At 66.6% G+C, this 20,793-nt stretch carries 17 protein-coding genes and 1 tRNA gene; 9 read left to right on the top strand and 9 right to left on the bottom strand.

Annotated features, from left to right (window positions below; genetic code table 11):
- Window positions 1-180 precede the first annotated feature (180 nt).
- Both BB934_RS17430 and BB934_RS17425 read right to left on the bottom strand, forming a co-directional pair.
- Window positions 181-256: transfer RNA gene (locus tag BB934_RS17430), tRNA-Ala, on the bottom strand.
- A gap of 80 nt (window positions 257-336) precedes the next feature.
- Window positions 337-729, bottom strand: coding sequence for a TIGR02300 family protein (locus BB934_RS17425; protein ID WP_099510769.1), 393 nt, complete (start codon window positions 727-729; stop codon window positions 337-339).
- 188 nt (window positions 730-917) lie between these two features.
- Here BB934_RS17425 and aroA point away from each other — a divergent pair, with 188 nt between their 5' ends.
- From aroA to BB934_RS17405, 4 genes are all read left to right on the top strand, one after another.
- Window positions 918-2,267 (top strand): 3-phosphoshikimate 1-carboxyvinyltransferase, encoded by a 1,350-nt coding sequence (gene aroA / locus BB934_RS17420; RefSeq protein WP_099510768.1) that lies wholly within the window; start codon window positions 918-920, stop codon window positions 2,265-2,267.
- 7 nt (window positions 2,268-2,274) lie between these two features.
- A complete protein-coding gene (gene cmk / locus BB934_RS17415; protein WP_099510767.1) occupies window positions 2,275-2,901 on the top strand; it encodes a (d)CMP kinase in 627 nt (208 codons plus the stop codon).
- Between the two features lie 86 nt (window positions 2,902-2,987).
- Complete coding sequence (locus BB934_RS17410) at window positions 2,988-3,797, top strand: DUF1194 domain-containing protein (protein WP_099510766.1); 810 nt, start codon at window positions 2,988-2,990, stop codon at window positions 3,795-3,797.
- Window positions 3,798-3,809: 12 nt separating this feature from the next.
- Window positions 3,810-4,187 (top strand): methylglyoxal synthase, encoded by a 378-nt coding sequence (locus BB934_RS17405; RefSeq protein WP_099510765.1) that lies wholly within the window; start codon window positions 3,810-3,812, stop codon window positions 4,185-4,187.
- Window positions 4,188-4,389: 202 nt separating this feature from the next.
- On the opposite strand, the gene hrpB is transcribed toward BB934_RS17405, so the two are convergent.
- The 3 genes from hrpB to BB934_RS17390 form a co-directional block, all read right to left on the bottom strand.
- Complete coding sequence (gene hrpB, locus BB934_RS17400; protein WP_099510764.1) at window positions 4,390-6,855, bottom strand: ATP-dependent helicase HrpB; 2,466 nt, start codon at window positions 6,853-6,855, stop codon at window positions 4,390-4,392.
- A gap of 276 nt (window positions 6,856-7,131) precedes the next feature.
- Window positions 7,132-7,743 carry an HAD family hydrolase gene (locus BB934_RS17395; RefSeq protein ID WP_099510763.1) on the bottom strand — a complete coding sequence of 204 codons (612 nt, stop codon included), beginning with the start codon at window positions 7,741-7,743 and terminating at the stop codon, window positions 7,132-7,134.
- 117 nt (window positions 7,744-7,860) lie between these two features.
- Entirely contained in the window at window positions 7,861-10,152 is a 2,292-nt protein-coding gene (locus tag BB934_RS17390; protein ID WP_099510762.1) for an NADP-dependent malic enzyme, read from the bottom strand.
- A 151-nt stretch (window positions 10,153-10,303) separates the two neighbouring features.
- Here BB934_RS17390 and mutS point away from each other — a divergent pair, with 151 nt between their 5' ends.
- On the top strand, window positions 10,304-13,024 hold the full coding sequence (gene mutS, locus BB934_RS17385) for a DNA mismatch repair protein MutS (protein ID WP_099510761.1): 2,721 nt from the start codon (window positions 10,304-10,306) through the stop codon (window positions 13,022-13,024).
- A gap of 10 nt (window positions 13,025-13,034) precedes the next feature.
- On the opposite strand, the gene BB934_RS17380 is transcribed toward mutS, so the two are convergent.
- Both BB934_RS17380 and BB934_RS17375 read right to left on the bottom strand, forming a co-directional pair.
- A complete protein-coding gene (locus tag BB934_RS17380) occupies window positions 13,035-13,505 on the bottom strand; it encodes a response regulator (RefSeq protein WP_099512965.1) in 471 nt (156 codons plus the stop codon).
- A complete protein-coding gene (locus BB934_RS17375) occupies window positions 13,480-14,550 on the bottom strand; it encodes a sensor histidine kinase (RefSeq protein ID WP_099510760.1) in 1,071 nt (356 codons plus the stop codon). Before BB934_RS17375 ends, BB934_RS17380 begins: the two co-directional genes overlap by 26 nt.
- A 278-nt stretch (window positions 14,551-14,828) precedes the next feature.
- On the opposite strand from BB934_RS17375, the gene BB934_RS17370 reads away from it, so the two are divergent.
- On the top strand, window positions 14,829-16,367 hold the full coding sequence (locus tag BB934_RS17370) for a YifB family Mg chelatase-like AAA ATPase (protein WP_099510759.1): 1,539 nt from the start codon (window positions 14,829-14,831) through the stop codon (window positions 16,365-16,367).
- Window positions 16,368-16,544: 177 nt separating this feature from the next.
- The gene (gene olsB, locus BB934_RS17365; RefSeq protein ID WP_099510758.1) at window positions 16,545-17,600 is read left to right on the top strand and encodes a l-ornithine N(alpha)-acyltransferase; all 1,056 of its coding nucleotides are present in this window, start codon (window positions 16,545-16,547) and stop codon (window positions 17,598-17,600) included.
- A gap of 114 nt (window positions 17,601-17,714) precedes the next feature.
- Here olsB and queG read toward each other — a convergent pair whose 3' ends face one another.
- Entirely contained in the window at window positions 17,715-18,956 is a 1,242-nt protein-coding gene (gene queG / locus BB934_RS17360) for a tRNA epoxyqueuosine(34) reductase QueG (protein ID WP_237049999.1), read from the bottom strand.
- Entirely contained in the window at window positions 18,854-19,546 is a 693-nt protein-coding gene (locus BB934_RS49130) for a glutathione S-transferase family protein (RefSeq protein ID WP_099510757.1), read from the bottom strand. Before BB934_RS49130 ends, queG begins: the two co-directional genes overlap by 103 nt.
- Before the next feature lie 177 nt (window positions 19,547-19,723).
- Here BB934_RS49130 and BB934_RS17350 point away from each other — a divergent pair, with 177 nt between their 5' ends.
- Together BB934_RS17350 and BB934_RS17345 are read left to right on the top strand one after the other, a co-directional pair.
- Window positions 19,724-20,521 (top strand): undecaprenyl-diphosphate phosphatase, encoded by a 798-nt coding sequence (locus BB934_RS17350; RefSeq protein WP_099510756.1) that lies wholly within the window; start codon window positions 19,724-19,726, stop codon window positions 20,519-20,521.
- 3 nt (window positions 20,522-20,524) lie between these two features.
- Window positions 20,525-20,773: a hypothetical protein gene (locus BB934_RS17345; protein WP_099510755.1), complete on the top strand. Its 249-nt coding sequence runs from the start codon at window positions 20,525-20,527 to the stop codon at window positions 20,771-20,773.
- Window positions 20,774-20,793: the final 20 nt, after the last annotated feature.

Below are 20,793 nucleotides of genomic sequence, written 5' to 3'. Positions count from 1 at the left end.
CTAAAAGGCTCTGGCCTTAGCTTAAGGCGCCGCGACTAAAAATGAAGATCGCCGCCGTTTCCAGGAGAAAATGAGCGAACGATCGGCCGCTCCCCTGCGCTTAAGACGAAGGCCCCGCCATTCGGGGTGGCCTCATGCAACAAAAAAGCCGCCTGAAACGGCGGCTGTTTTTCTGAGATTTGGTGGAGCCAGGCGGGATCGAACCGCCGACCTCTTGCATGCCATGCAAGCGCTCTCCCAGCTGAGCTATGGCCCCATTTGAACCGCGGCGTTTGGGGCACCGCGGCTTTGTCTGTCGAAGCAGAGGCGTCTCTATAGTCGCCTCTTTTGCGAGGTTCAAGCCTCTTCGTCGTCTTCCAGATCGCTGTCGATCAGGTCCGACACGTCGTCGTCGCCTTCCTCCTCGTCCTCGAGGAAGGTGTCGTCGTCGGCGACTTCGTCGCCCACGTCGATATCGTCGTCGGTCGGGACGTCCTTCTCGTTCTCGCCTGCCTCGACCTCGTCGAGGGACACCATCTCCGGCCCGGTCGCTTCGAGCTCGGTCTCATCGTCATCGGCGGGGGCGGCAGCGCGGGCAACCACGGGTGCCGCGACGCGGCTCATGGCCACTGCCACGGCCTGGAAGACGGTGCCGCATTTCGGGCAGACCGCCGGGTCCTTGCTGAGATCGTAGAATTTTGCGCCGCAGCTCATGCACTGGCGCTTCAAGCCGAGTTCCGGTTTGGCCACGGGGTGATTGCCTTTGGAAGTGAATGGTTGGGAAGGCTCCGTTAGTCGTGAGGGCATGCCTTGTCAAATAGGAAATTGCAAGAGAGGTCCGCACCGGCGCCAGCTTGCGCGTGACGGCGGGAAAAGCCCGTGTTAGGAGCCCGGCTTCGGAAGAAGTCGCCAAGGAACCCGAGCAAGGACCCCCGAAAATGTCGCATGCGCACGGAACGCCGTCACCGGTCGCCAGCAGGCCTGGAACAGCCCTGAAGGGGCGCCTCCGCGTTCCGGGCGACAAGTCGATTTCGCACCGTTCCATGATTTTCGGACTGCTCTCCATCGGCGAGACCCGGGTCGACGGCCTCTTGGAGGGCGACGACGTGCTGCGCACGGCCGAGGCCTGCCGGGCGCTCGGCGCCACCATCACCCGCGAGGCTCCCGGCCGCTGGCGCATCGTCGGCGTCGGCATCGGCGGGCTGACTGAGCCCAAGGACGTTCTCGATTTCGGCAATGCGGGCACCGGCTCCCGCCTCATGATGGGCGTGGCAGGCAGCCACCCGATCACCTCGACCTTCGACGGCGACGCCTCCCTGCGCAAGCGCCCCATGCGGCGGATCGTCGATCCGCTCGTCAAGATGGGCGTCACCGTGGTCAGCGAGGCCGAGGGCGGACGGGTGCCTCTCACCCTGCGCGGCCCGAAGGAGACGATCCCGATCACCTACGAGACACCTGCCGCCTCCGCCCAGATCAAGTCGGCGATCCTGCTCGCCGGCCTTAACTCTCCCGGAAAAACCACCGTCATCGAGCGCGAGGCGACCCGCGACCATACGGAGCGGATGCTGCGCCACTTCGGCGCCAGCGTCGAGGTCGCCCCCCACGGCGCCGACGGCCGCGCCATCACCCTGCAGGGCCAGCCGGAGCTGCGCGGCACCGACATCGTGGTGCCGACCGACCCCTCCTCCGCCGCCTTCCCCCTGGTGGCGGCCCTGATCACCCCGGGCTCGGACGTGGTGATCGAGGGGGTGATGATGAACCCCCTGCGCACCGGCCTCATCACGACCCTGATCGAGATGGGCGCCTCCATCGAGCGCCTGAACGAGCGCGACGAGGGCGGCGAGACGGTCGCGGACCTGCGCGTCCGCCACAGCAAGCTCACCGGCGTGACGGTTCCGCATGCCCGCGCCCCTTCCATGATCGACGAATACCCGATCCTGGCGGTCGCAGCCTCCTTTGCCCAGGGAACCACCCGGATGCAGGGTCTCCACGAACTGCGCGTGAAGGAATCCGATCGCCTCGCCGCCGTGGCCGCGGGTCTCGCGGAGGCAGGCGTCGCGCACGAGATTGAAGGAGACGACCTCCTCGTTCACGGCTCGAACGGCAAGGTTCGCGGGGGCGGGCGGCCGGTCGCGACCCATCTCGACCACCGCATCGCCATGGCGTTCCTGGTCATGGGCCTGGCGACGGCCGAGCCGATGACGGTCGATGACGGCGCCATGATCGCGACGAGCTTCCCCTCCTTCATCCCGCTCATGCGGGAGCTCGGCGCGACGATCCAGGATTGAGCCGCCCATGATCATCGCCATCGACGGTCCCGCCGCCTCGGGCAAGGGCACCCTGGGCAAGCGCCTCGCCGAGCATTACGGCTTCGCTCATCTCGATACCGGCCTGCTCTACCGGGCCGTCGCCCGCGTGCTCATGGACCGGGACATCCCGCTCGCCGACCGGGACGCCGCGGCAGAGGTGGCGCAGAACCTGGACGTCAGCCATCTGGACGACGATTCCCGCCTCCGGGGCGCCGCCATGGGCGAGGCCGCCTCGGTGGTGTCGGCCTACCAGCCGGTGCGGGACGCGCTTCTCGCCTTCCAGCGCCAGTTCGCCATGCAGGAACCAGGCGCCGTGCTCGACGGGCGGGACATCGGAACGGTGGTCTGCCCGGACGCGCAAGTGAAGCTCTTCATCACCGCGGCCCCCGAGGAACGGGCCCGGCGCCGGCACCGGGAGCTGCTGAGCCGGGGCGAGCGGCCCGAATACGAGATCATCCTCGTGGATATCCGCCGCCGCGACGAGCGCGACATGAACCGGAGCACGGCACCGCTGAAGGCCGCGGCCGACGCCATCACCCTCGACACCACGCACCTGGACGCCGACGGCGCCTTCCGCGCCGCGCTCGATCTTGTGGAGGGTCGGCGCTCCTAATCCCTCTGGTCCCAGAGGCTCCTTGCCTTAGTTTCAGAAGCTGGCACACTTCCCAGACCTATCCGGCTCCCGGCAAGGAGACTCCGATGGTTCGTTCCGGCTTCACCCGTTTTGCCGCAGGGCTGGCCTGTCTGTGGGCGCTGACAGTCGCGCCGGCCCTGGCCCAAGTCCCGACCGAGACAGAGGTCGATCTCGCCCTCGTCGTCGCCGTCGACATCTCCTTTTCCATGGATACGGACGAGCAGGCCCTGCAGCGGGAAGGCTTCGCGCAGGCCTTCCGCTCCAAGCTGGTCCACGACGCCATCCGCGGCGGCATGCTGGGCAGGATCGCCGTGACCTACATGGAATGGGCCGGCTCCCCGGACCAGAAGGTGATCGTCCCCTGGACCGTTCTCGACAATTCCGAGAGCCTGATGGCCTTCGCCGACAGGATCGCCTCGACGCCTCTGCGCCGCGCGCAGCGGACCTCGATCTCCAGCGCCATCGATTTCAGCGTGAAGCTCCTGGAGGACAGCGGCCTCAGCGCGACCCGGCAAGTGATCGACGTTTCCGGCGACGGCCCCAACAACCAAGGCCGGCTCGTCATCGAAGCCCGCGATGCCGCCATCAAGAAGGGCATCATCATCAACGGTTTGCCGATCATGCTGCGCCAGCCCGGCTATCTCGACATCCCGGACCTCGACATCTATTACAAGGACTGCGTGATCGGCGGCCAAGGCTCGTTCACCGTTCCGGTTCGGGAACGCGATCAGTTCATCGAGGCCATCAAGACCAAGATCCTGCTCGAGGTTGCGAACCTGGTGCCCGAGCAGCCGCTGATCCGCCGTATTCAGGCCCCTCCACGCACCAACTGCATGGCCGGCGAGATGCAGTGGCGTGACCGCTGGAGCAATTGAGCTGTTCTTCCCATGAAGCAGATGACTTTGGCGCTCGTGGCTCACGACGCCAAGAAGGACGACATGGCCGCCTTCGTGGCCAAGTATGAGAACGACATCCGCCCCTTCACGCTGTTTGCCACCGGCACCACCGGCGGACGGGTGATGGAGCGTTGCCCCGCGCTCTCCGTGACGCGCCTGAAGAGCGGCCCGCTCGGCGGCGACCAGCAGATCGGCGCGATGATCGCGGAGGGAAAGATCGCTGTTCTGTTCTTCTTCGTCGACCCGCTTTCCCCGCATCCGCACGACGTCGACGTGAAGGCGCTGATGCGCCTTGCGCTCGTCTACAACATCCCGATGGCATTGAACCCAGCAACGGCCGAGCGGCTGATCGAGTCGTTTCGGGATTAGAAGGTCCACTTTCCACGTCCTCAAACCTCATCCTGAGAGTCTGATTCATAAATCTCGCCCTCATCCTGAGGAGGTCACGCAGTGACCGTCGGCGGCCCTCAGGATGAGGGCTTGGGGGCCAAATACTGGGCCCGACACTCAGGATGAGGTTGAGCACCCCGGAAGACGGTTTTGCGGGCTGAGGCTTTGCGTTGCGAGTGTTCTACGTCCCCCGCGGCTTCGCACGCCGCGTCGGCGGGGCGGCGAGCGGATCCTCCGGCCAGGGGTGCTTCGGATATTGCCCGCGCATATCGGCCCGTACCGCCGCCCAGGAGCCGCGCCAGAAGCCCGGCAGGTCGCGGGTGATCTGGATCGGGCGATGGGCCGGCGAGAGCAGGTGCAGGATCAGCGGCGCCCGCCCGGCAGCGATAGTGGGGTGCTTGTCGAGCCCGAACAGCTCCTGCACCCGCACGGCGAGGACGGGCCCTTCTTCCGCGCCGTAATCGACCGGGATCTGCGATCCGGTCGGGACCTCGACATGGGTCGGCGCCTCCGCATCGAGACGTCGCTGCAGGTTCCAAGGCAGGAGGCCGCGCAGAGCCTCGCTCAAGAGATCGGAGCCGATCTCGCCGAGGCCGCTTTTCCCGACGAGGTGAGGCGCCAGCCAGTCCCCGGCTGTTCGGGACAGGTTTTCGTCAGAGAGGTCCGGCCATTCCTCGCCTTCGGCCTTGCGAAGAAACATCACGCGCTCGCGCCACTGCGCCAGGGCCTTCGACCAGGGCAGAACGTCGAGCCCGAGCGAGACGAGACCTTCAGCAAGCGCGCGCGCGGCCTCCTCGGTCGCCGGCACCTTCAGCGGGCGCTCGTTCAGGGCGAGCGCCCCGAGGCGCCGGACACCGCGCGCCCGCAGGGCCCGCGCCTGCCGGTCGAAGGCGATCTCGTCGCGCTGCTCGATGGCCTCCGCGAACAGCACTTCGATCTCGTCGGGCGAGATGGCGGCGGCGGCGAGAATGCGCGCCGAGGCGGCTCCGCCTACAATTTCGGCAATGGCGAGATAGGGCTCCTTCGCCAGCCGCTCATGCGCTTCGAGCGAGGCGCCGCGTCCATTGGCCATGAGATAATCGCCCGGCTTGCCGCGCGCCTTGGCGAGGCGGTCGGGATAGGCGAGGGTCAGCAGCGCGCCGACGGAACGCAGCTCGCCCTTCACGGAGCCGTTGCTCCCCTTGGCCCAGCCCTCCGCCATGCGCCGCATGTCCTGCGCCCTGCCCGACCGGTCGCGACGGAAGCGCTCGACGCGGTCGGACAGATCCACCGCATCGCCGCCGAGGCCGCGCTCGACGAGAACGGCGGCCACATCCGCCGCATCGCGGGCCTGCCCGCTCTCGCCCGCCTGCAGCACCATGCGCGCCAGCCGCGGCGGCAGGGGCAGATCGCGCAGGCGGCGGCCCATCTCCGTGATGCGCCCCTCGCCGTCGAGCCCGCCGAGCTGCCGCAGCAGCGCCCTCGCCTCCTTGAGGGCGGGAGCCGGCGGCGGATCGAGGAAGGCGAGTGAGGTCGGATCGGCGACGCCCCAGGCGGCACAGTCGAGCAGGAGGGGGCTGAGATCGGCCGACAGAATTTCCGGGCGAGCGAAGGGCTCGAGCGCGCCGGTCGAGGCCTCTTCCCAGAGGCGGTAGCAGACGCCAGGCTCCGTGCGGCCGGCGCGGCCGCGCCGCTGATCGGCGGCGGCGCGCGAGACGCGCACGGTTTCCAGCCGTGTCAGGCCGATATTCGGCTCGAAGACCGGCACGCGGGAGAGACCGGAATCGATGACGACGCGCACGCCCTCGATGGTGAGCGAGGTTTCGGCGATGGAGGTAGAGAGCACCACCTTGCGCCGCCCGGGCTTCGCCGGGCTTACCGCCAGATCCTGCTCGCCGCGCTCCAGGGCGCCGTAGAGCGGCGCGAGGTCGATGGCGGGATCGGCGATGCGCTCGCGCAAAAGGCCTTCGACCCTGCGGATCTCCCCCTGCCCCGGCAGGAAGACCAGGACGGAGCCGCTCTCGGCTCGCAGGGCGCGCGTGACCGCATCCGCTACCTGCTCGTCGATGCGGCGGTTTGGGTCGCGCCCGAGATAGCGGGTCTCGACCGGATAAGCCCGGCCTTCGGATTCGATGACGGGCGCCTCGCCGAGCAGCCTGGCGACCCGCGCCCCGTCGAGGGTCGCGGACATGACGAGGAGGCGCAGATCCTCACGCAGGCCGCCTTGCGCATCGAGCGCCAGCGCGAGGCCGAGATCCGCATCGAGGGAGCGCTCGTGGAACTCGTCGAAGAGAACGGCGGCGATGCCGTCGAGCGAGGGATCGTCGAGGATCATGCGGGCGAACACGCCCTCGGTCACGACCTCGACGCGGGTTTTGCGGCTGATCTTGGAGCCGAGGCGAACGCGCAGGCCCACCGTCTCGCCGACGGCCTCGCCGAGCGTCTGCGCCATGCGCGCGGCCGCAGCGCGGGCCGCGAGCCGACGAGGCTCCAGCACGATGATCTTCGCCCCGTTCGCCCAGGGCTCGTCGAGCAGCACCAGCGGCACCCGGGTGGTCTTGCCGGCGCCGGGCGGCGCCACGAGCACCGCGTTCGGCCGCCCGCGCAGGCTCGCCGTCAGGTCGTCGAGGACCGCATCGATGGGAAGGGGGCTGTCGAAAGCGCGCATGCCGCGTGATGGCTCAAGCCGGGGGAGAGAGCAAGGGCGCTGCACTCTCTACACCGCCATTCCCCGGCCGGAGCGCGGCGAAGGGGGAGGGAATCCATTGAACCGCTCACGCTATGGATCCTCTTCCCGGCCTCCGGCCACCGGGGATGACACCCACCACGTCATCGCCGGGCTCGTCCCGGCCATCCCGGTTGGAAAGGCTCGGCGCTTCTCGGATCGGGATCACCGGCACAAGGCCGGTGACGACGTGGGTAGTATTCAAGATGTGGGTTGGTTTCAAACCGGAAACCCGTACCCCCGCAGCTCCGCGGCGAGGTCGATCGGTTCGACGCAATGGATCGCGTGCATGCCCACCTTGCGGGCCCCTTCCACATTGGCCTTCGAATCGTCGATGAAGACGCAATCCTCCGCTTCGAGGCCATAGCGGTCGAGGAGCAGTCGGTAGATGGCAGGATCGGGCTTCAGGAGACGCTCGTCGCCCGAGACGACGATGCCGTCGAAGCCCGAGAGGAACGGGTATCGCTCCTGCGACAGGGCGAATTTGGGGCTGGAGAAATTCGTGATGCAATAATTCGGCACGCCCGCCTCGCGCAGGCGCTGCAGCAGGACGACATGGTCCTCGAACACGCCTGAGACGGTCTCGTCCCAGCGCTCGTGGAAGGCGCGGATCTTCGGCTCGTGCGTCGGATGATCCTTCACGAGGAGAGCGACCGCCTCGTCCCAGTCGCGGCCCCGGTCCTGCTCCAGATTCCAGTCAGGCGTGCAGACATTGCCGAGGAACCACTCCATCTGCTCCTCGTCGTCGAAGATGCGGCGGTAGAGATGGCGCGGGTCCCAGCGCAGCAGGACATTGCCGACATCGAACACGACGGTGGTAGGCTTACCCATAATCGACGCACTTTCTTCTTTATCCGGCGCAAGGATTTATCCGGATGAGGGCTCTTCCACACCTCTCGGAATGGACAGGCTGTCGTCGGAGTTGGACACTCCGACGACTCTCTCCGATCACCCGCCGATATTGTAGGCGGCGAGCGCCGCCATGTTGACGATGTCGTTGTCGGTGGCGCCGAGGGAGACGATCTGGACCGGCTTGTCGAGGCCGACCACGAGCGGGCCGAGCACCATCGCGCCGCCGAGCTCCTGCAGCATCTTGGTGGAGATCGACGCTGAGTGGAAAGCCGGCATGACGAGCACGTTCGCCGGTTCTTTGAGGCGGCAGAACGGATATTGCGCCATCACGTCCCGGTTGAGCGCCACGTCGGCCGACATCTCGCCGTCATATTCGAAATCGACGCGCAGGTCGTCGAGGATCTCGACCGCCTGCTGGATCTTCTCCGCGCGCTCCGCCTTCGGATGGCCGAAGGTGGAGAATGACAAGAGCGCCACGCGCGGCTCGTAGCCGAGGCGGCGCGCGACGCCGGCGGATTCGATCGCGATCTCCGCGAGTTCCTGCGCGCTCGGCATCTCGTGGATCGCCGTATCCGCCACCAGGACCGTGCGGCCGCGGGCAAGGCACAGGGAGACGCCGATGACACGATGGCCGGGCTTGGCATCGATCACATGCCGGACATCGGCGAGGGCCGTGGAATAGTTTCGCGTCGCGCCGGTCACCATGGCATCCGCATCGCCGAGCGCCACCATGGAGGCGCCGAAATGGTTGCGGTCCTGGTTGATCATGCGCTGGCAGTCGCGGAACAGATAGCCGCTGCGCTGCAGCCGCTCGTAGAGGAACTGCGCATAGGTCGCGTTGCGGTGGGACAGGCGCGCATTGTGGATCTCGATGCCTTCGCGGCCTTCGAGCTCGATGCCGGCCTGGTTCGCCGTCTCGTGAATGCGGTCCTCGCGTCCGACGAGGATGGCCTTGCCCAGACCCTGGTTGACGAAGGACAGGGCGGCGCGGATCACCTGCTCTTCCTCGCCCTCGGCGAAGACCACGCGCTTCGGGAACTTGCGCACGCGCTCGAAGATGCGGTTGAGCGTGCCGGCGACCGGATCGCGCCGGGCGGAGAGCTGCGCCTTGTAGGCGCGCATGTCGACGATGGGCCGGCGCGCGACGACCGTATCCATGGCGGCCTTCGCCACCGCCATCGGGATCGTGTGGATCAGGCGCGGATCGAAGGGCACGGGGATGATGTATTCGCGCCCGAAGCGCGGACGCGTGCCCTGATAGGCCGCGGCGACCTCGTCGGGCACGTCCTCGCGGGCGAGCTCCGCCAGCGCCTGGGCTGCCGCGATCTTCATCTCCATGTTGATCGTGGTCGCCTGAACGTCGAGCGCGCCGCGGAAGATGTAGGGAAAGCCCAGAACGTTGTTGACCTGATTCGGGTAGTCGGAGCGTCCGGTGGCGATGATCACGTCGTCACGGATGCGGGCCACCTCTTCCGGCGTGATTTCGGGATCGGGATTGGCCATGGCGAAGATGATCGGGTTCGGCGCCATCGAGCGTATCATCTCGTCCGTGAATGCGCCCTTCGCCGAGAGGCCGAACACCGCATCCGCGCCGTTGAGGGCATCCGCCAGGGTGCGGGCGCTGGTATTGGCCGCATGGGCGGATTTCCACTGGTTCATGCCTTCGGTGCGACCCTGGTAGATCGCGCCCTTGGTGTCGCAGAGAATGACGTTGTTCGGGGCAAAGCCCATGGCCTTGAGAAGCTCGGTGCAAGCGATGCCGGCAGCACCCGCGCCGTTCACCACGAGCTTGGTCTTCGCCATGTCGCGGCCGGTCAGGTGCAGGGCGTTGATGAGGCCGGCCGCCGCGATGATCGCCGTTCCGTGCTGGTCGTCATGGAAGACGGGAATGTCCATGAGCTCCCGCAGGCGCTCCTCGATGATGAAGCATTCCGGCGCCTTGATGTCCTCGAGGTTGATGCCGCCGAAGGAGGGCCCGAGATAGCGCACGCAGTTGATGAAGGCGTCCGCATCCTCCGTGTCGACCTCAAGATCGATGGAATCCACATCGGCAAAGCGCTTGAAGAGAACCGCTTTCCCCTCCATCACCGGCTTCGAGGCGAGCGCGCCGAGATTGCCGAGACCGAGGATCGCGGTGCCGTTCGAGATCACCGCGACCATGTTGGACCGGGTGGTGTAGTCGAAGGCCAAGGACGGGTTCTCGGCGATCGCCAGCACCGGCACCGCGACGCCCGGCGAATAGGCCAGCGACAGATCGCGCTGGGTCGCCATGGGCTTGGTCGGCACGACTTCGAGCTTGCCGGGGCGGCCATGGGCGTGGAACTGCAGCGCCTCCTGGTCGGTGAAGGTCGGGCGTTTGCGGCGGGTCGGGCGCTGATCGTCTGTCATGGGATATGGTTTCTTTTTTGGTGCGGGGCGTTTCCAGAGGGGGATGCGACCTTAAGGCATAGGTGGCGCGCTCCTCAAGACTTGTCCACATCCGCCCTTCGGACCTTATGACAAGGATGAAAGGGCTCTCCGGCTTTGCTACACAGGGCAGATGTCGTTCCAAGCCGCCTACAAGCCCCCCGAGACAGCCCCGTCGAATGCCGCCCCTGCCCCCGTGCAGGAGGCCCGCGTGACGCCGATGATGGCGCAATACGTGGAGATCAAGGCCGCCAATCCGGACAGCCTGCTGTTCTACCGGATGGGTGACTTCTACGAATTGTTCTTCGAGGACGCGGAAATCGCGAGCCGGGCGCTCGGAATCGTGCTCACCAAGCGGGGGAAGCACCAGGGGCAGGACATTCCCATGTGCGGCGTGCCTGTGGAACGGGCCGACGACTACCTGCAGCGCCTGATCGGCCTCGGCCATCGGGTCGCCGTGTGCGAGCAGACCGAGGATCCCGCGGAAGCGAAGAAACGAGGCCCCAAATCCGTCGTGCGCCGCGACGTGGTGCGCCTCGTCACCCCGGGCACGATCACCGAGGAGCGCCTGCTGGAGCCGGGCCGGGCCAATTACCTGCTCGCCATCGCCCGCCGCCGCGTCTCCGATACGCAATTCTGCTACGGGCTCGCGGCCGTCGACATATCCACAGGTCATTTTGCCCTGAGCGAGACGGACGGAACCGGCCTTTCCGCCGAGATCGCCCGCTTCGAGCCGCGCGAGATCCTGGTGCCGGACGTGATCCACGACGATCCGGACCTGAGAAGCTTCTGGCAGGAGACGAAGGCCTCGATCACGCCGCTCCCCCGCGAAGGCCTCGATCCGGCTTCCGCCGAGCGGCGGCTAAAAGGTTATTTCGGGGTCGCGACCCTCGACGCCTTCGGCGCCTTCAGCCCGGCCGAGATCACAGCGGCCGGCAGCGCGCTCTTCTACATCGAGAAGACGCAGATCGACAGCCGTCCGACGCTCAACCCGCCCTCCCGCGACACCTCCGGCGCGGCGCTTGCCATCGATGCGGCGACCCGCGCCAACCTGGAACTCACCCGGACCCTGGCCGGGGAGCGGGCAGGCAGCCTGCTCGCCACCATCGATTGCACGGTGACGCCGGGCGGCGCGCGGCTCCTCGCCGAGCGGCTCGCCGGCCCCCTCACCCATCCGGACCGCATCCGCGACCGGCAGGATTCCGTCGCGGCGCTCGTCGAGAACAACGACCTGCGCGACCGGCTGCGGCGCATCCTCAAGCGCTCGCCCGATCTGGCGCGCGCCCTCTCCCGCCTCAGCCTCGGACGCGGCGGCCCGCGGGATCTCGCCTGCGTGCGCGACGGCCTGTTCGCCGCGCGCGAGCTCGGGCTCGAACTCGCCATCGCCCCCGATCTGCCGCGGGAACTGCGCGAGGCCGCGCAATGCCTGCAGGGCCTGCGCACGGATGTTGCCGACAGGCTCGCGTCCGCCCTTGCCGACGAGCTGCCTCTCTTGAAGCGCGATGGCGGCTTCATGCGAGCAGGCTTCGATCCCAACCTCGACGAGCTGCGCGAGCTGCAGCAGGATTCGCGCCGCTTCATCGCGGCGCTGCAGAGCCGCTACGCGACGGAGACCGGCTGCCGCACCTTGCGCGTCAAGCACAACCACATGATCGGCTATTTCGTCGAGGTGCCGCAGAATGTGGGCGAGGATCTGCTGAAGGAACCTTGGAAGGACACCTTCGTCCATCGCCAGACCATGGCGGGCGCCATGCGCTTCTCGACCATGGAACTCGGCGAGCTCGAATCGAAGATCGCCTCCGCCGCCGACCGGGCGCTGAAGATCGAACTCGCCCTCTTCGACGAGATGGTGCAGGCCCTTCTCGATCTCGCTGCCGACGTCGCCGCTGCGGCTGAGGCCATCGCCGTGATCGACGTGTCCGCATCGCTTGCCGATCTCGCCATGCGTCTCGACTGGACGCGGCCGGTCGTCGACACGGGCCTCGCCTTCACCGTCAAGGGCGGCCGCCATCCGGTGGTCGAGGCCGCACTCAAGCGCGAGGGCGTGCCCTTCATCGCCAACGACTCGGATCTCTCCGGCAAGGATTCCGGGCACATCCTCCTGATCACCGGCCCGAACATGGGCGGTAAATCGACCTATCTGCGCCAGAACGCGCTCATCGTCGTGCTGGCGCAGATGGGCTCCTACGTTCCGGCGAAAGAGGCCCATCTCGGCATCGTCGACCGGCTCTTCTCCCGCGTGGGCGCCGCCGACGATTTGGCACGGGGCCGCTCGACCTTCATGGTCGAGATGGTCGAGACCGCCGCCATCCTCAATCAGGCCACCGCCCGCTCGCTCGTGATCCTCGACGAGATCGGCCGCGGTACGGCTACCTTCGACGGCCTCTCCATCGCCTGGGCCGCCATCGAGCATCTGCACGAGGCGAACCGCTGCCGCGCCCTCTTCGCCACCCACTTCCACGAGCTGACGGCGCTCGCCGAACGAATGGCGCGGATCTCGAACGCGACCCTGAAAGTGACCGAATGGAACGGCGAGGTCGTCTTCCTGCACGAGGTCGTGCCCGGCGCCGCGGACCGCTCCTACGGCCTTCAGGTGGCGCGGCTTGCCGGTCTTCCGGTGCCGGTCGTGGAGCGGGCGAAGACGATTCTGAGCGAGCTGGAGAAGTCGGATCGCGAGGCTCCGAAGCGCGCGCTCGTCGACGATCTGCCGCTATTCTCCGTCAGCAAGCGCCAGGATCCCGCACCTGCTTCGAAGCCGGATGTCTTGCGGGAGGCGCTCGATGCGCTCGATCCGGACCAGATGACGCCGCGCGAAGCGCTCGATGCGCTCTACCGCCTCAAGGCGCAGAGATAGCCGGAACCGATCAGGAGACCTTGGGACTACGCTCCCTGTGCGTCGCGCCGAAAGGGAGGAAGGTCACCGTTCGCTCGTTCTGCGGTTCGCGCGGCTGACCAGCCGTCACATAGGCAAGCGCCTCTCGGACGCCGCGTTCGGTATAGGGCTTGGCGATCACGCCCCAGGCTCCTCCGAAATCCTCCGGGATGCGCTTGGCATTGGCCGTCATGAACAGCACAGTGACCTGATGCTGCGCCGTCAGCTGACGCGCCACGTCCACGCCGGTCGGCCCATCGGCGAGATGGATGTCGACGAAGGCGAGATCAGGTTTTGCCTCCTGGCCGAGGGCAAGTGCGTCCTTCGAGGAGGAGGCGATGCCGACGACGTCATGACCGAGATCCTGCAGCAGGCTTTCAAGCTCGAGCGCGATCAGGATTTCATCCTCTACGAGGAGGACGCGCAAACGCTTCTCGCTACTCAAACCGTGTCTCCTCCGCATCGATGGGCAACAGGATCTCCGCGCGTGTACCTGGCTCCATATCGCGCCAAGTCAACCGCCCCTCCAACTGATGGACCAACATTGTCATCAGGGTTTTCCCGAAGCTTCCCTCCGGCGGGGGAGCATGGTCGAGGCCGACGCCATCGTCCTCGACCGCAATTGCGAGGCCGTTGTCGATCCGCCCGATGGCGATCGTCAATCGTCCCCGCCGCTCGTCCGGGAAGGCATGCTTGACGGCATTGCCGATCGCCTCGTTGAGGACAAGCGCCAGGGCCGCCGCCTTGGACGCAGGAACAGCGAGGGGCTGAATGTCCAACGAGAGCTCGACCTGGCCCGCCGGCAGCGCCAGGATGAGTTCTTCCGCAAGTTCGACCGTAAAATCCCGGATGCTGAACCATCCGGCGTCGTCGGAGGCATCGAGAAGCCGATGGGCCGCAGCGAGAGCGCCGACGCGCTCGGCGACCTCCTGCAGCACCTTGCGCGCCTCGGGGCTCGGGAGGCGGCGCGCCTTCAGGAGCACGAGGGAGGCTGTCATCTGGAGGCTGTTCTTGACCCGGTGCTCGACCTCGCGGAGGAGCACCGTTTTCCGCTCGAGCTGGTCCTCCAAAAGGCGCTGAGCCTGCTTCCTGACGCTGACGTCGCTCAGCATCACGGTGAACAGGCGGTTGCGCCCCGCGTCATCGAGAACGGGGCTGACCGTGAGCGCGCCCCAGAAGGAGGAGCCGTTCCTGCGATGGCAGAGGATCTCGGCGTCGTGCCCTTCGCCGGCGTTCAGGGACGCGTCCATTGCGTCCAAGACCTCGCGATCCGCATGCTCGCCGGCAATCGAGCGCCAGCTTCGACCCAGAACCTCGCTATTGGAGGAGCCCGACAGGCGCAGGAAAGCCTCGTTCGCAAAGACGATGAAATGCTCTTGCCCACGGGGCGCAAGCAGGAGGAAGGGCATGCGCAGGGAGCGGAAACTCGCCTCGAAGGAGGCAATCGAGTCGGTCTGGTCCAAGTCCAGAACCTGTGTATGCGACAGCATCGCGATCTCTGAAAGCATCAGGATCTTATCGGCGCTGCGCGCGTGGTCGTCTCAGGTCGATGGAATTGCCCCAAGCCATGAACAGCCCCTTCCAGAACAGGTCTTCGCGAGAGTTGTTATCGTCCGGCTTCCCCGATGCAGTGGGACTCAACGCGGGTATTGATGACGGGGTTCCGACCGGCGATCGGGGATCTCCCGCAAAAGAATAAGTAATGCTATCGCATTGCAAAGGGCCACGCTAAACTCGAAATCTCCTCGAAATCTCTTGGGGAGAGTGAGCGGGGGATCTCAGCCGGATGGTCACGCGCGTTTCCACTGTTGCGTTCGAGGGGATCGAGGCGCGGACGGTCGATGTGCAGTTGCAGATTTCGCCGGGCGCGGTCGTCTTCATGATCGTCGGCCTGCCGGACAAGGCCGTGGCGGAATCCCGCGAGCGGGTCCGCTCCGCCCTGATCGCCTCGGGCCTCGCCCTGCCGGCGAAGCGCATCACGGTCAACCTCGCCCCGGCCGACCTGCCGAAGGAGGGGTCGCATTACGATCTGCCCATCGCGCTCGGGGTCATGGCGGCCATCGGGGCGATCCCCGCCGATGCGCTCCACGGCTTCACGGTGCTGGGCGAGCTCGCGCTCGACGGATCGATCACCCCGGTCGCCGGCGTGCTTCCCGCCGCCATGGCGGCCTATGAGCGCGGGAACGGCCTGATCTGCCCCGAAGCCTGCGGCTCGGAAGCTGCCTGGGCCAGCAGCGACATCGAGATCCTGGCGCCGCGCTCGCTGATCCAGCTCGCCAACCATTTCAAGGGCACGCAGGTGCTGGCGCGGCCGGAACCCGCCATCGTGCCGCCCTCCACCACCCTGCCCGACCTGCGCGACATCAAGGGCCAGGAAAGCGCCAAGCGCACCCTCGAGATCGCCGCTGCCGGCGCCCACAACCTTCTCATGAACGGCCCGCCCGGCGCCGGCAAGTCGATGCTGGCGCAGCGCCTGCCCTCGATCCTGCCGCCGCTCTCACCCCGCGAACTGCTGGAGGTGTCGATGGTCCAATCGGTGGCGGGGCTTCTTGCGGACGGCGCCCTCTCCAACCGTCGCCCGTTCCGGGCTCCGCATCATTCCGCTTCCATGGCGGCGCTCGTGGGCGGCGGGCTCAATGCCCGGCCGGGCGAGGCTTCGCTCGCCCATCACGGCGTGCTGTTCCTGGACGAGCTGCCGGAATTCCAGCCCCAGGTTCTCGATTCGCTCCGCCAGCCCCTGGAGGCCGGCGAGATCCTGATCGCCCGCGCCAATCAACGGGTCACCTATCCGGCCCGCTTCCAGCTCGTCGCCGCCATGAATCCCTGCCGCTGCGGGCAGGCCACCGAGCCCGGCTATGTCTGCCGTCGCCAGCCGAACGAGCGCTGCATCGCGCAGTACAAGGCGCGCCTGTCCGCGCCGCTTCTCGACCGCATCGATCTCGCCATCGACGTGCCGGCCGTCACAGCCTCGGACCTGATCCTGCCGGCGCCGGCCGAGGGATCGAAAGAGGTCGCGGCGAGAGTCGCCCGGGCCCGGGAGCGGCAGGCGAGACGCTACGCAGCCCTGAAGCTCGACGGCATCGCCACCAATGCCGCCTGCCCGCCGGCGCTCCTGGAGGAGGTGGCGCAGCCCGATTCGGAGGGCCTGACCCTTATCCGCGACGCCGCCAACGCCATGCGCCTTTCCGCCCGCGGTTTCCATCGCGTGCTGAAGGTCGGGCGCACGCTCGCCGATCTCGACGGCGAAGAGCATGTGCGGCGCATCCACATCGCCGAGGCCCTGTCCTATCGCGCCCATGCGGACAGGCGCCCAGCCGCAGCTTAAGTGCGGAGCAGCACCGTCGAAGCCTTCTCGCGGCAGCATGGGACGGCCTCGATATTTTCCCCCGGGACATTTATGTTTTCTGTCACAAAACAGTTTGAAACGGGCCCTATGTCATGACTGAGGTGGAGAGGCGAAACGCCCCGCCCGGCATTGGAGACGAGACCCCATGAGGCTGCCATGAACGGTTTCCCGTCGAACGAGGCGATAACCGCTCCAGCGGGCTCACGCCTCCATGCTCTCGGCAAGTTCATCCCCGGTGCGGACCGGCCCGTCCGCGATTACGGCAGCCTCGATCCCGTGCTCGGTCGGATCGGATCCCTCGAAGTGCGTCTGGCGACCACCGCCAAGGAAATCCGCCGGGCGCAGCGCCTGCGCTTCAAGGTGTTCTACGACGAGATGTCGGCCTCGCCCCAAGGCGCCGCCCTGATCTCGCGCCGCGACGTCGACACATACGACGCCATCTGCGACCATCTTCTCGTCCTCGATCACGACGTCAAGCCGAAGCCTTTCCGCAATGCCAAGCCGAAGGTGGTCGGCACCTACAGGCTTCTGCGCCAAGACGTGGCGAACCGCCATGGCGGCTTCTACACGCGCGGCGAATACGACATCGCTCCCCTGCTCCGGGCTCATCCCGATCTGCGTTTCCTGGAACTCGGCCGTTCCTGCGTGCTCAAGCCCTATCGGAACAAGCGTACGGTGGAGCTGCTCTGGCATGGGATCTGGACTTACGTGCTGCACCACCGCATCGACGTCATGATCGGCTGCGCCAGCCTGGAGGGCACGCAGCCGCAGCAACTGGCGCTGCCCCTGAGCTTCCTGCATCATTACGCGGCCGCGCCCACCGAGTGGCAGGCGCGTGCCCTGCCGGGTCGTTTCACGGCGATGGATATTCTCCCTAAGGACGCGGTCGATCCCAAGGCGGCCCTCCATGCCCTGCCGCCGATGATCAAGGGCTACCTGCGCCTCGGCGCCACCTTCGGAACGGGCGCCGTGATCGACCGGCAGTTCGGCACCACGGACGTGCTGGTAGTGCTGCCGGTCTCGGCAATCAACCCGCGCTATATCGACCATTTCGGGCTGGCGGCGAACCGTCACGCGGCGTATGGCGAGAGCCGAGCCAAGCCCTCCTCCCCCTTGTGGGGAGGAGTTGGAGGTGGGGGTGTGAGCGCTACGCTTCTCCAGTTCAGCTGTGAGGCTGCCGGCATCTCACTTCTTCCCGGTGGGGAGAGGTGAGCAGGCGCCTCACCTTGATAGGCATCGCTCACACCCCCACCCTTGATCCCTCCCCACAAGGGGGAGGGAAAATGCGCCTGCGCCTCTGAGCGGAGAATTCCGATCCAGCGTTGACTAGGCCAGTGCCCGAATGGGCGCCTTAGCCCGGCGCCACTCCTCGCGCACGTCCGGATCGGTCTCCTTCTCCATCCGCTCCTCGGCATGTCGCGCAACGGTCTCGGGCGGCAGCAGACGTCCGACGGCCCAGGCAGCCATGGCGCGAACGAGCGGCGAGGCATCGTCGAGCAGGCGCACCGCCTCCCCGGCCAGTCCGACATCGCCCGCGTTTCCAATGGCGACGAGCACGTTGCGGATGAAGCGGTCGCGCCCGGTGCGCTTGATCGGGGTGCCGGAAAAGCGCGCACGGAAAGCGGGATCGTCGAGCCGGGCGAGTTCCGCCAGCGGCAGCGAAGCGAGATCCTCGCGCTGCACGAGGCGCGCCTCGCGTCCGGCCTGCGCGAACTTGTTCCAGGGGCAGACCGCGAGGCAATCGTCGCAGCCGAAGATGCGGTTGCCGATGCCGGGGCGCAGTTCGGCCGGGATATGCCCCTTGTGCTCGATGGTGAGATACGAGATGCAGCGCCGCGCATCGAGCCGGTAGGGCGCGGGAAAGGCGTTCGTCGGGCAGATGTCAAGGCAGCGCCGGCACGAACCGCAATGATCGCGCTCCGGCTCGTCGGCCGGCAGTTCCGCCGTGGTGAAGATCGCGCCGAGAAACAGCCAGTTGCCGAACTCGCGCGAGACGATCACCGTGTGCTTGCCCTGCCAGCCGAGGCCTGCGGCTTCGGCAAGCGGCTTCTCCATCACCGGCGCCGTGTCGACGAAGACCTTTACGTCGGACGAGGCCCTGGAGGCGAGAAAGCCCGCCACCTCCTTGAGCTTGCCCTTGATCACATCGTGGTAGTCGCGGTTGCGGGCATAGACCGAGATGTAGCCGCAATCCGTCCGCTCCAGCTCGGCCAGCGGGTTCTCGGCAGGACCGTAATTCAGCCCGAGCAGGATGACGCTGCGCACCTCCGGCCAGAGGGTGCGGGGATCGGCGCGGCGTTCCGCCGTCTCGGCCATCCAATCCATGGAACCGTGATGGCCGGCCTCGATCCAGGTCTTGAGGCGCTCGGGCGCCAGTGGAATCGCGTCGGGCCGGGCGATGCGGACGATCTCGAAGCCGAGCGCCTTGGCGCGCGCGACGAAGGCGCGTTTCAGCTCCTCGCTCTCTAAAAGTCCAGGTCGTCGTATTGGCCCGCCGGCGCCATCCCCGGCACCCGGTCCGCGAGGAGCGCGCGAAAGGACGGCCGGGACTTGATCCTGGCGTACCAATGTTTCGCTGTTTCGTCCTCGTCCCATGGCACGTCGCCGAGATAATCCACCACCGACAGATGGGCCGCCGCCGCCAGATCCGCATAGGTCATCTGGTCGCCGGCGAGCCAATTCCGCTTGGAAATCAGAAAGCCGATATATTTGAGGTGGTATCGCACATTGGTCCGGGCTGCGCGAATCGCGCCCATGTCCGGCGGACCGCCACCCATTTCGATGGGCATGAACCGCTTGTAGATCTTTTCCGTGGCAAGATAATCCGAGACCTCGCCGTGAAACTTGACCAGGAACCAGTCGAGCAGGCGGCGCACCTCGACCCGCTGCGGCAGGGCCTGAGGCAGAAAGCGCCGGTCCCTCAAATCCTCGCCGCGCGTTTCGTCGAGGTACTCCGCCAGCCCCAGGGGTCCTGCCACCGCAAGGCCGTTATCGTCGACGAAGAGCGGCAACTGGCCGGCCGGGTTGATTTCCAGAAAGGGGATGCGCCGAATCCAGGGCTTTTCCTCGACCACATCCGGCTCGAGACCGAGCTCCGCGAAAACAAGGCGCGCGAACCGCGACTGCGGGCAAAAAGGGTAGGAATGCAGGATGGCCATGAAATTATGCAGACGCGAAACAGAGGGCGAGAATAAGGCCGTGCTTCGTTAAGGGTTGGTAAGGAATTTTGGTGAATCTCATGTCTGTGATGCAGAAGGCCGGCGCAGGCAACGCAAACCTCGCTTGACAGACGTGAGCCGCTCCCGCATCTGGCGCCGTTTTCAGGATTTTCAACGATGTCGCAACTTATCGAGGCGCTCTTTCTCGGCCTCATCGAAGGCCTGACGGAGTTCCTTCCGGTCTCCTCGACGGGGCATCTGCTCCTGGTCGGCCATTTCCTCGGCTTCGAGTCGACCGGCAAGACCTTCGAGGTCCTGATCCAGCTCGGCGCGATCCTCGCCATCCTGTCGGTCTACTTCAACAAGCTGTGGTCGATCGCAAAGGCGCTGCCCTACGATCCGATGGCGCGCCATTTCGTCGTCGGCGTTCTCGTCGCCTTCCTGCCTGCCGCCATCATCGGCGCGGCTCTGCACGGCTTCATCAAGGACGTGCTCTTCAATCCCTGGATCGTCTGCGCGACGCTGATCGTCGGCGGCTTCGTGCTCCTCGCCATCGACCGCATGCCGCTCGAGGCGACGAAGACCGACGCGACGCGCTTTCCGCTCTCGATGTATTTCAAGATCGGCCTCATCCAATGCGTGGCGATGGTCCCCGGCGTCTCCCGTTCGGGCGCCACCATCGTCGGCGCCATGCTGATGGGAGCCTCGAAGCGCGCAGCGGCGGAGTTCTCGTTCTTCCTCGCCATGCCCACCATGGCCGGCGCCTTCGCCTATGACCTGCTGAAGAACTACAAGTTCCTCTCCGCCAACGACGCCGCGATCATCGTCGCCGGCTTCCTCTCCGCCTTCGTCGCGGCGCTGCTCGTCGTGAAGCTGCTGCTCGACTACGTCTCCCGGCACGGCTTCACGCCCTTCGCCTATTGGCGCATCCTCGTCGGCGCCGCGGGCCTCGCGGGCCTGATCGTCTACGGCTGATCCATGCCTTCACGCGACGAAAGCCTCGCAATCGTCCTGTCCCTTGCGGTCGCTCTGCTGATCGTAGTTCTTGCCGTGATCGCGGGTACACATGCCGGGCCGCAGCCCACGACGGAGGGCGGGCCTCCCGATCCCGCCTGCGTCGAGTGGACCGACAGCTGCGTGGTCTGCGCCCGAACCCCAGAGGGCCTCGCCTGCTCGACGCCGGGGATTGCGTGCACGCGAGCGGCGCCGCGCTGCCTGAGGCGATAAGTTCTCGTCGCATTTCCCAG

Source organism: Microvirga ossetica (assembly GCF_002741015.1).
Classification (GTDB): domain Bacteria; phylum Pseudomonadota; class Alphaproteobacteria; order Rhizobiales; family Beijerinckiaceae; genus Microvirga; species Microvirga ossetica.
This window is presented reverse-complemented; position numbering and strand designations above follow the sequence as displayed.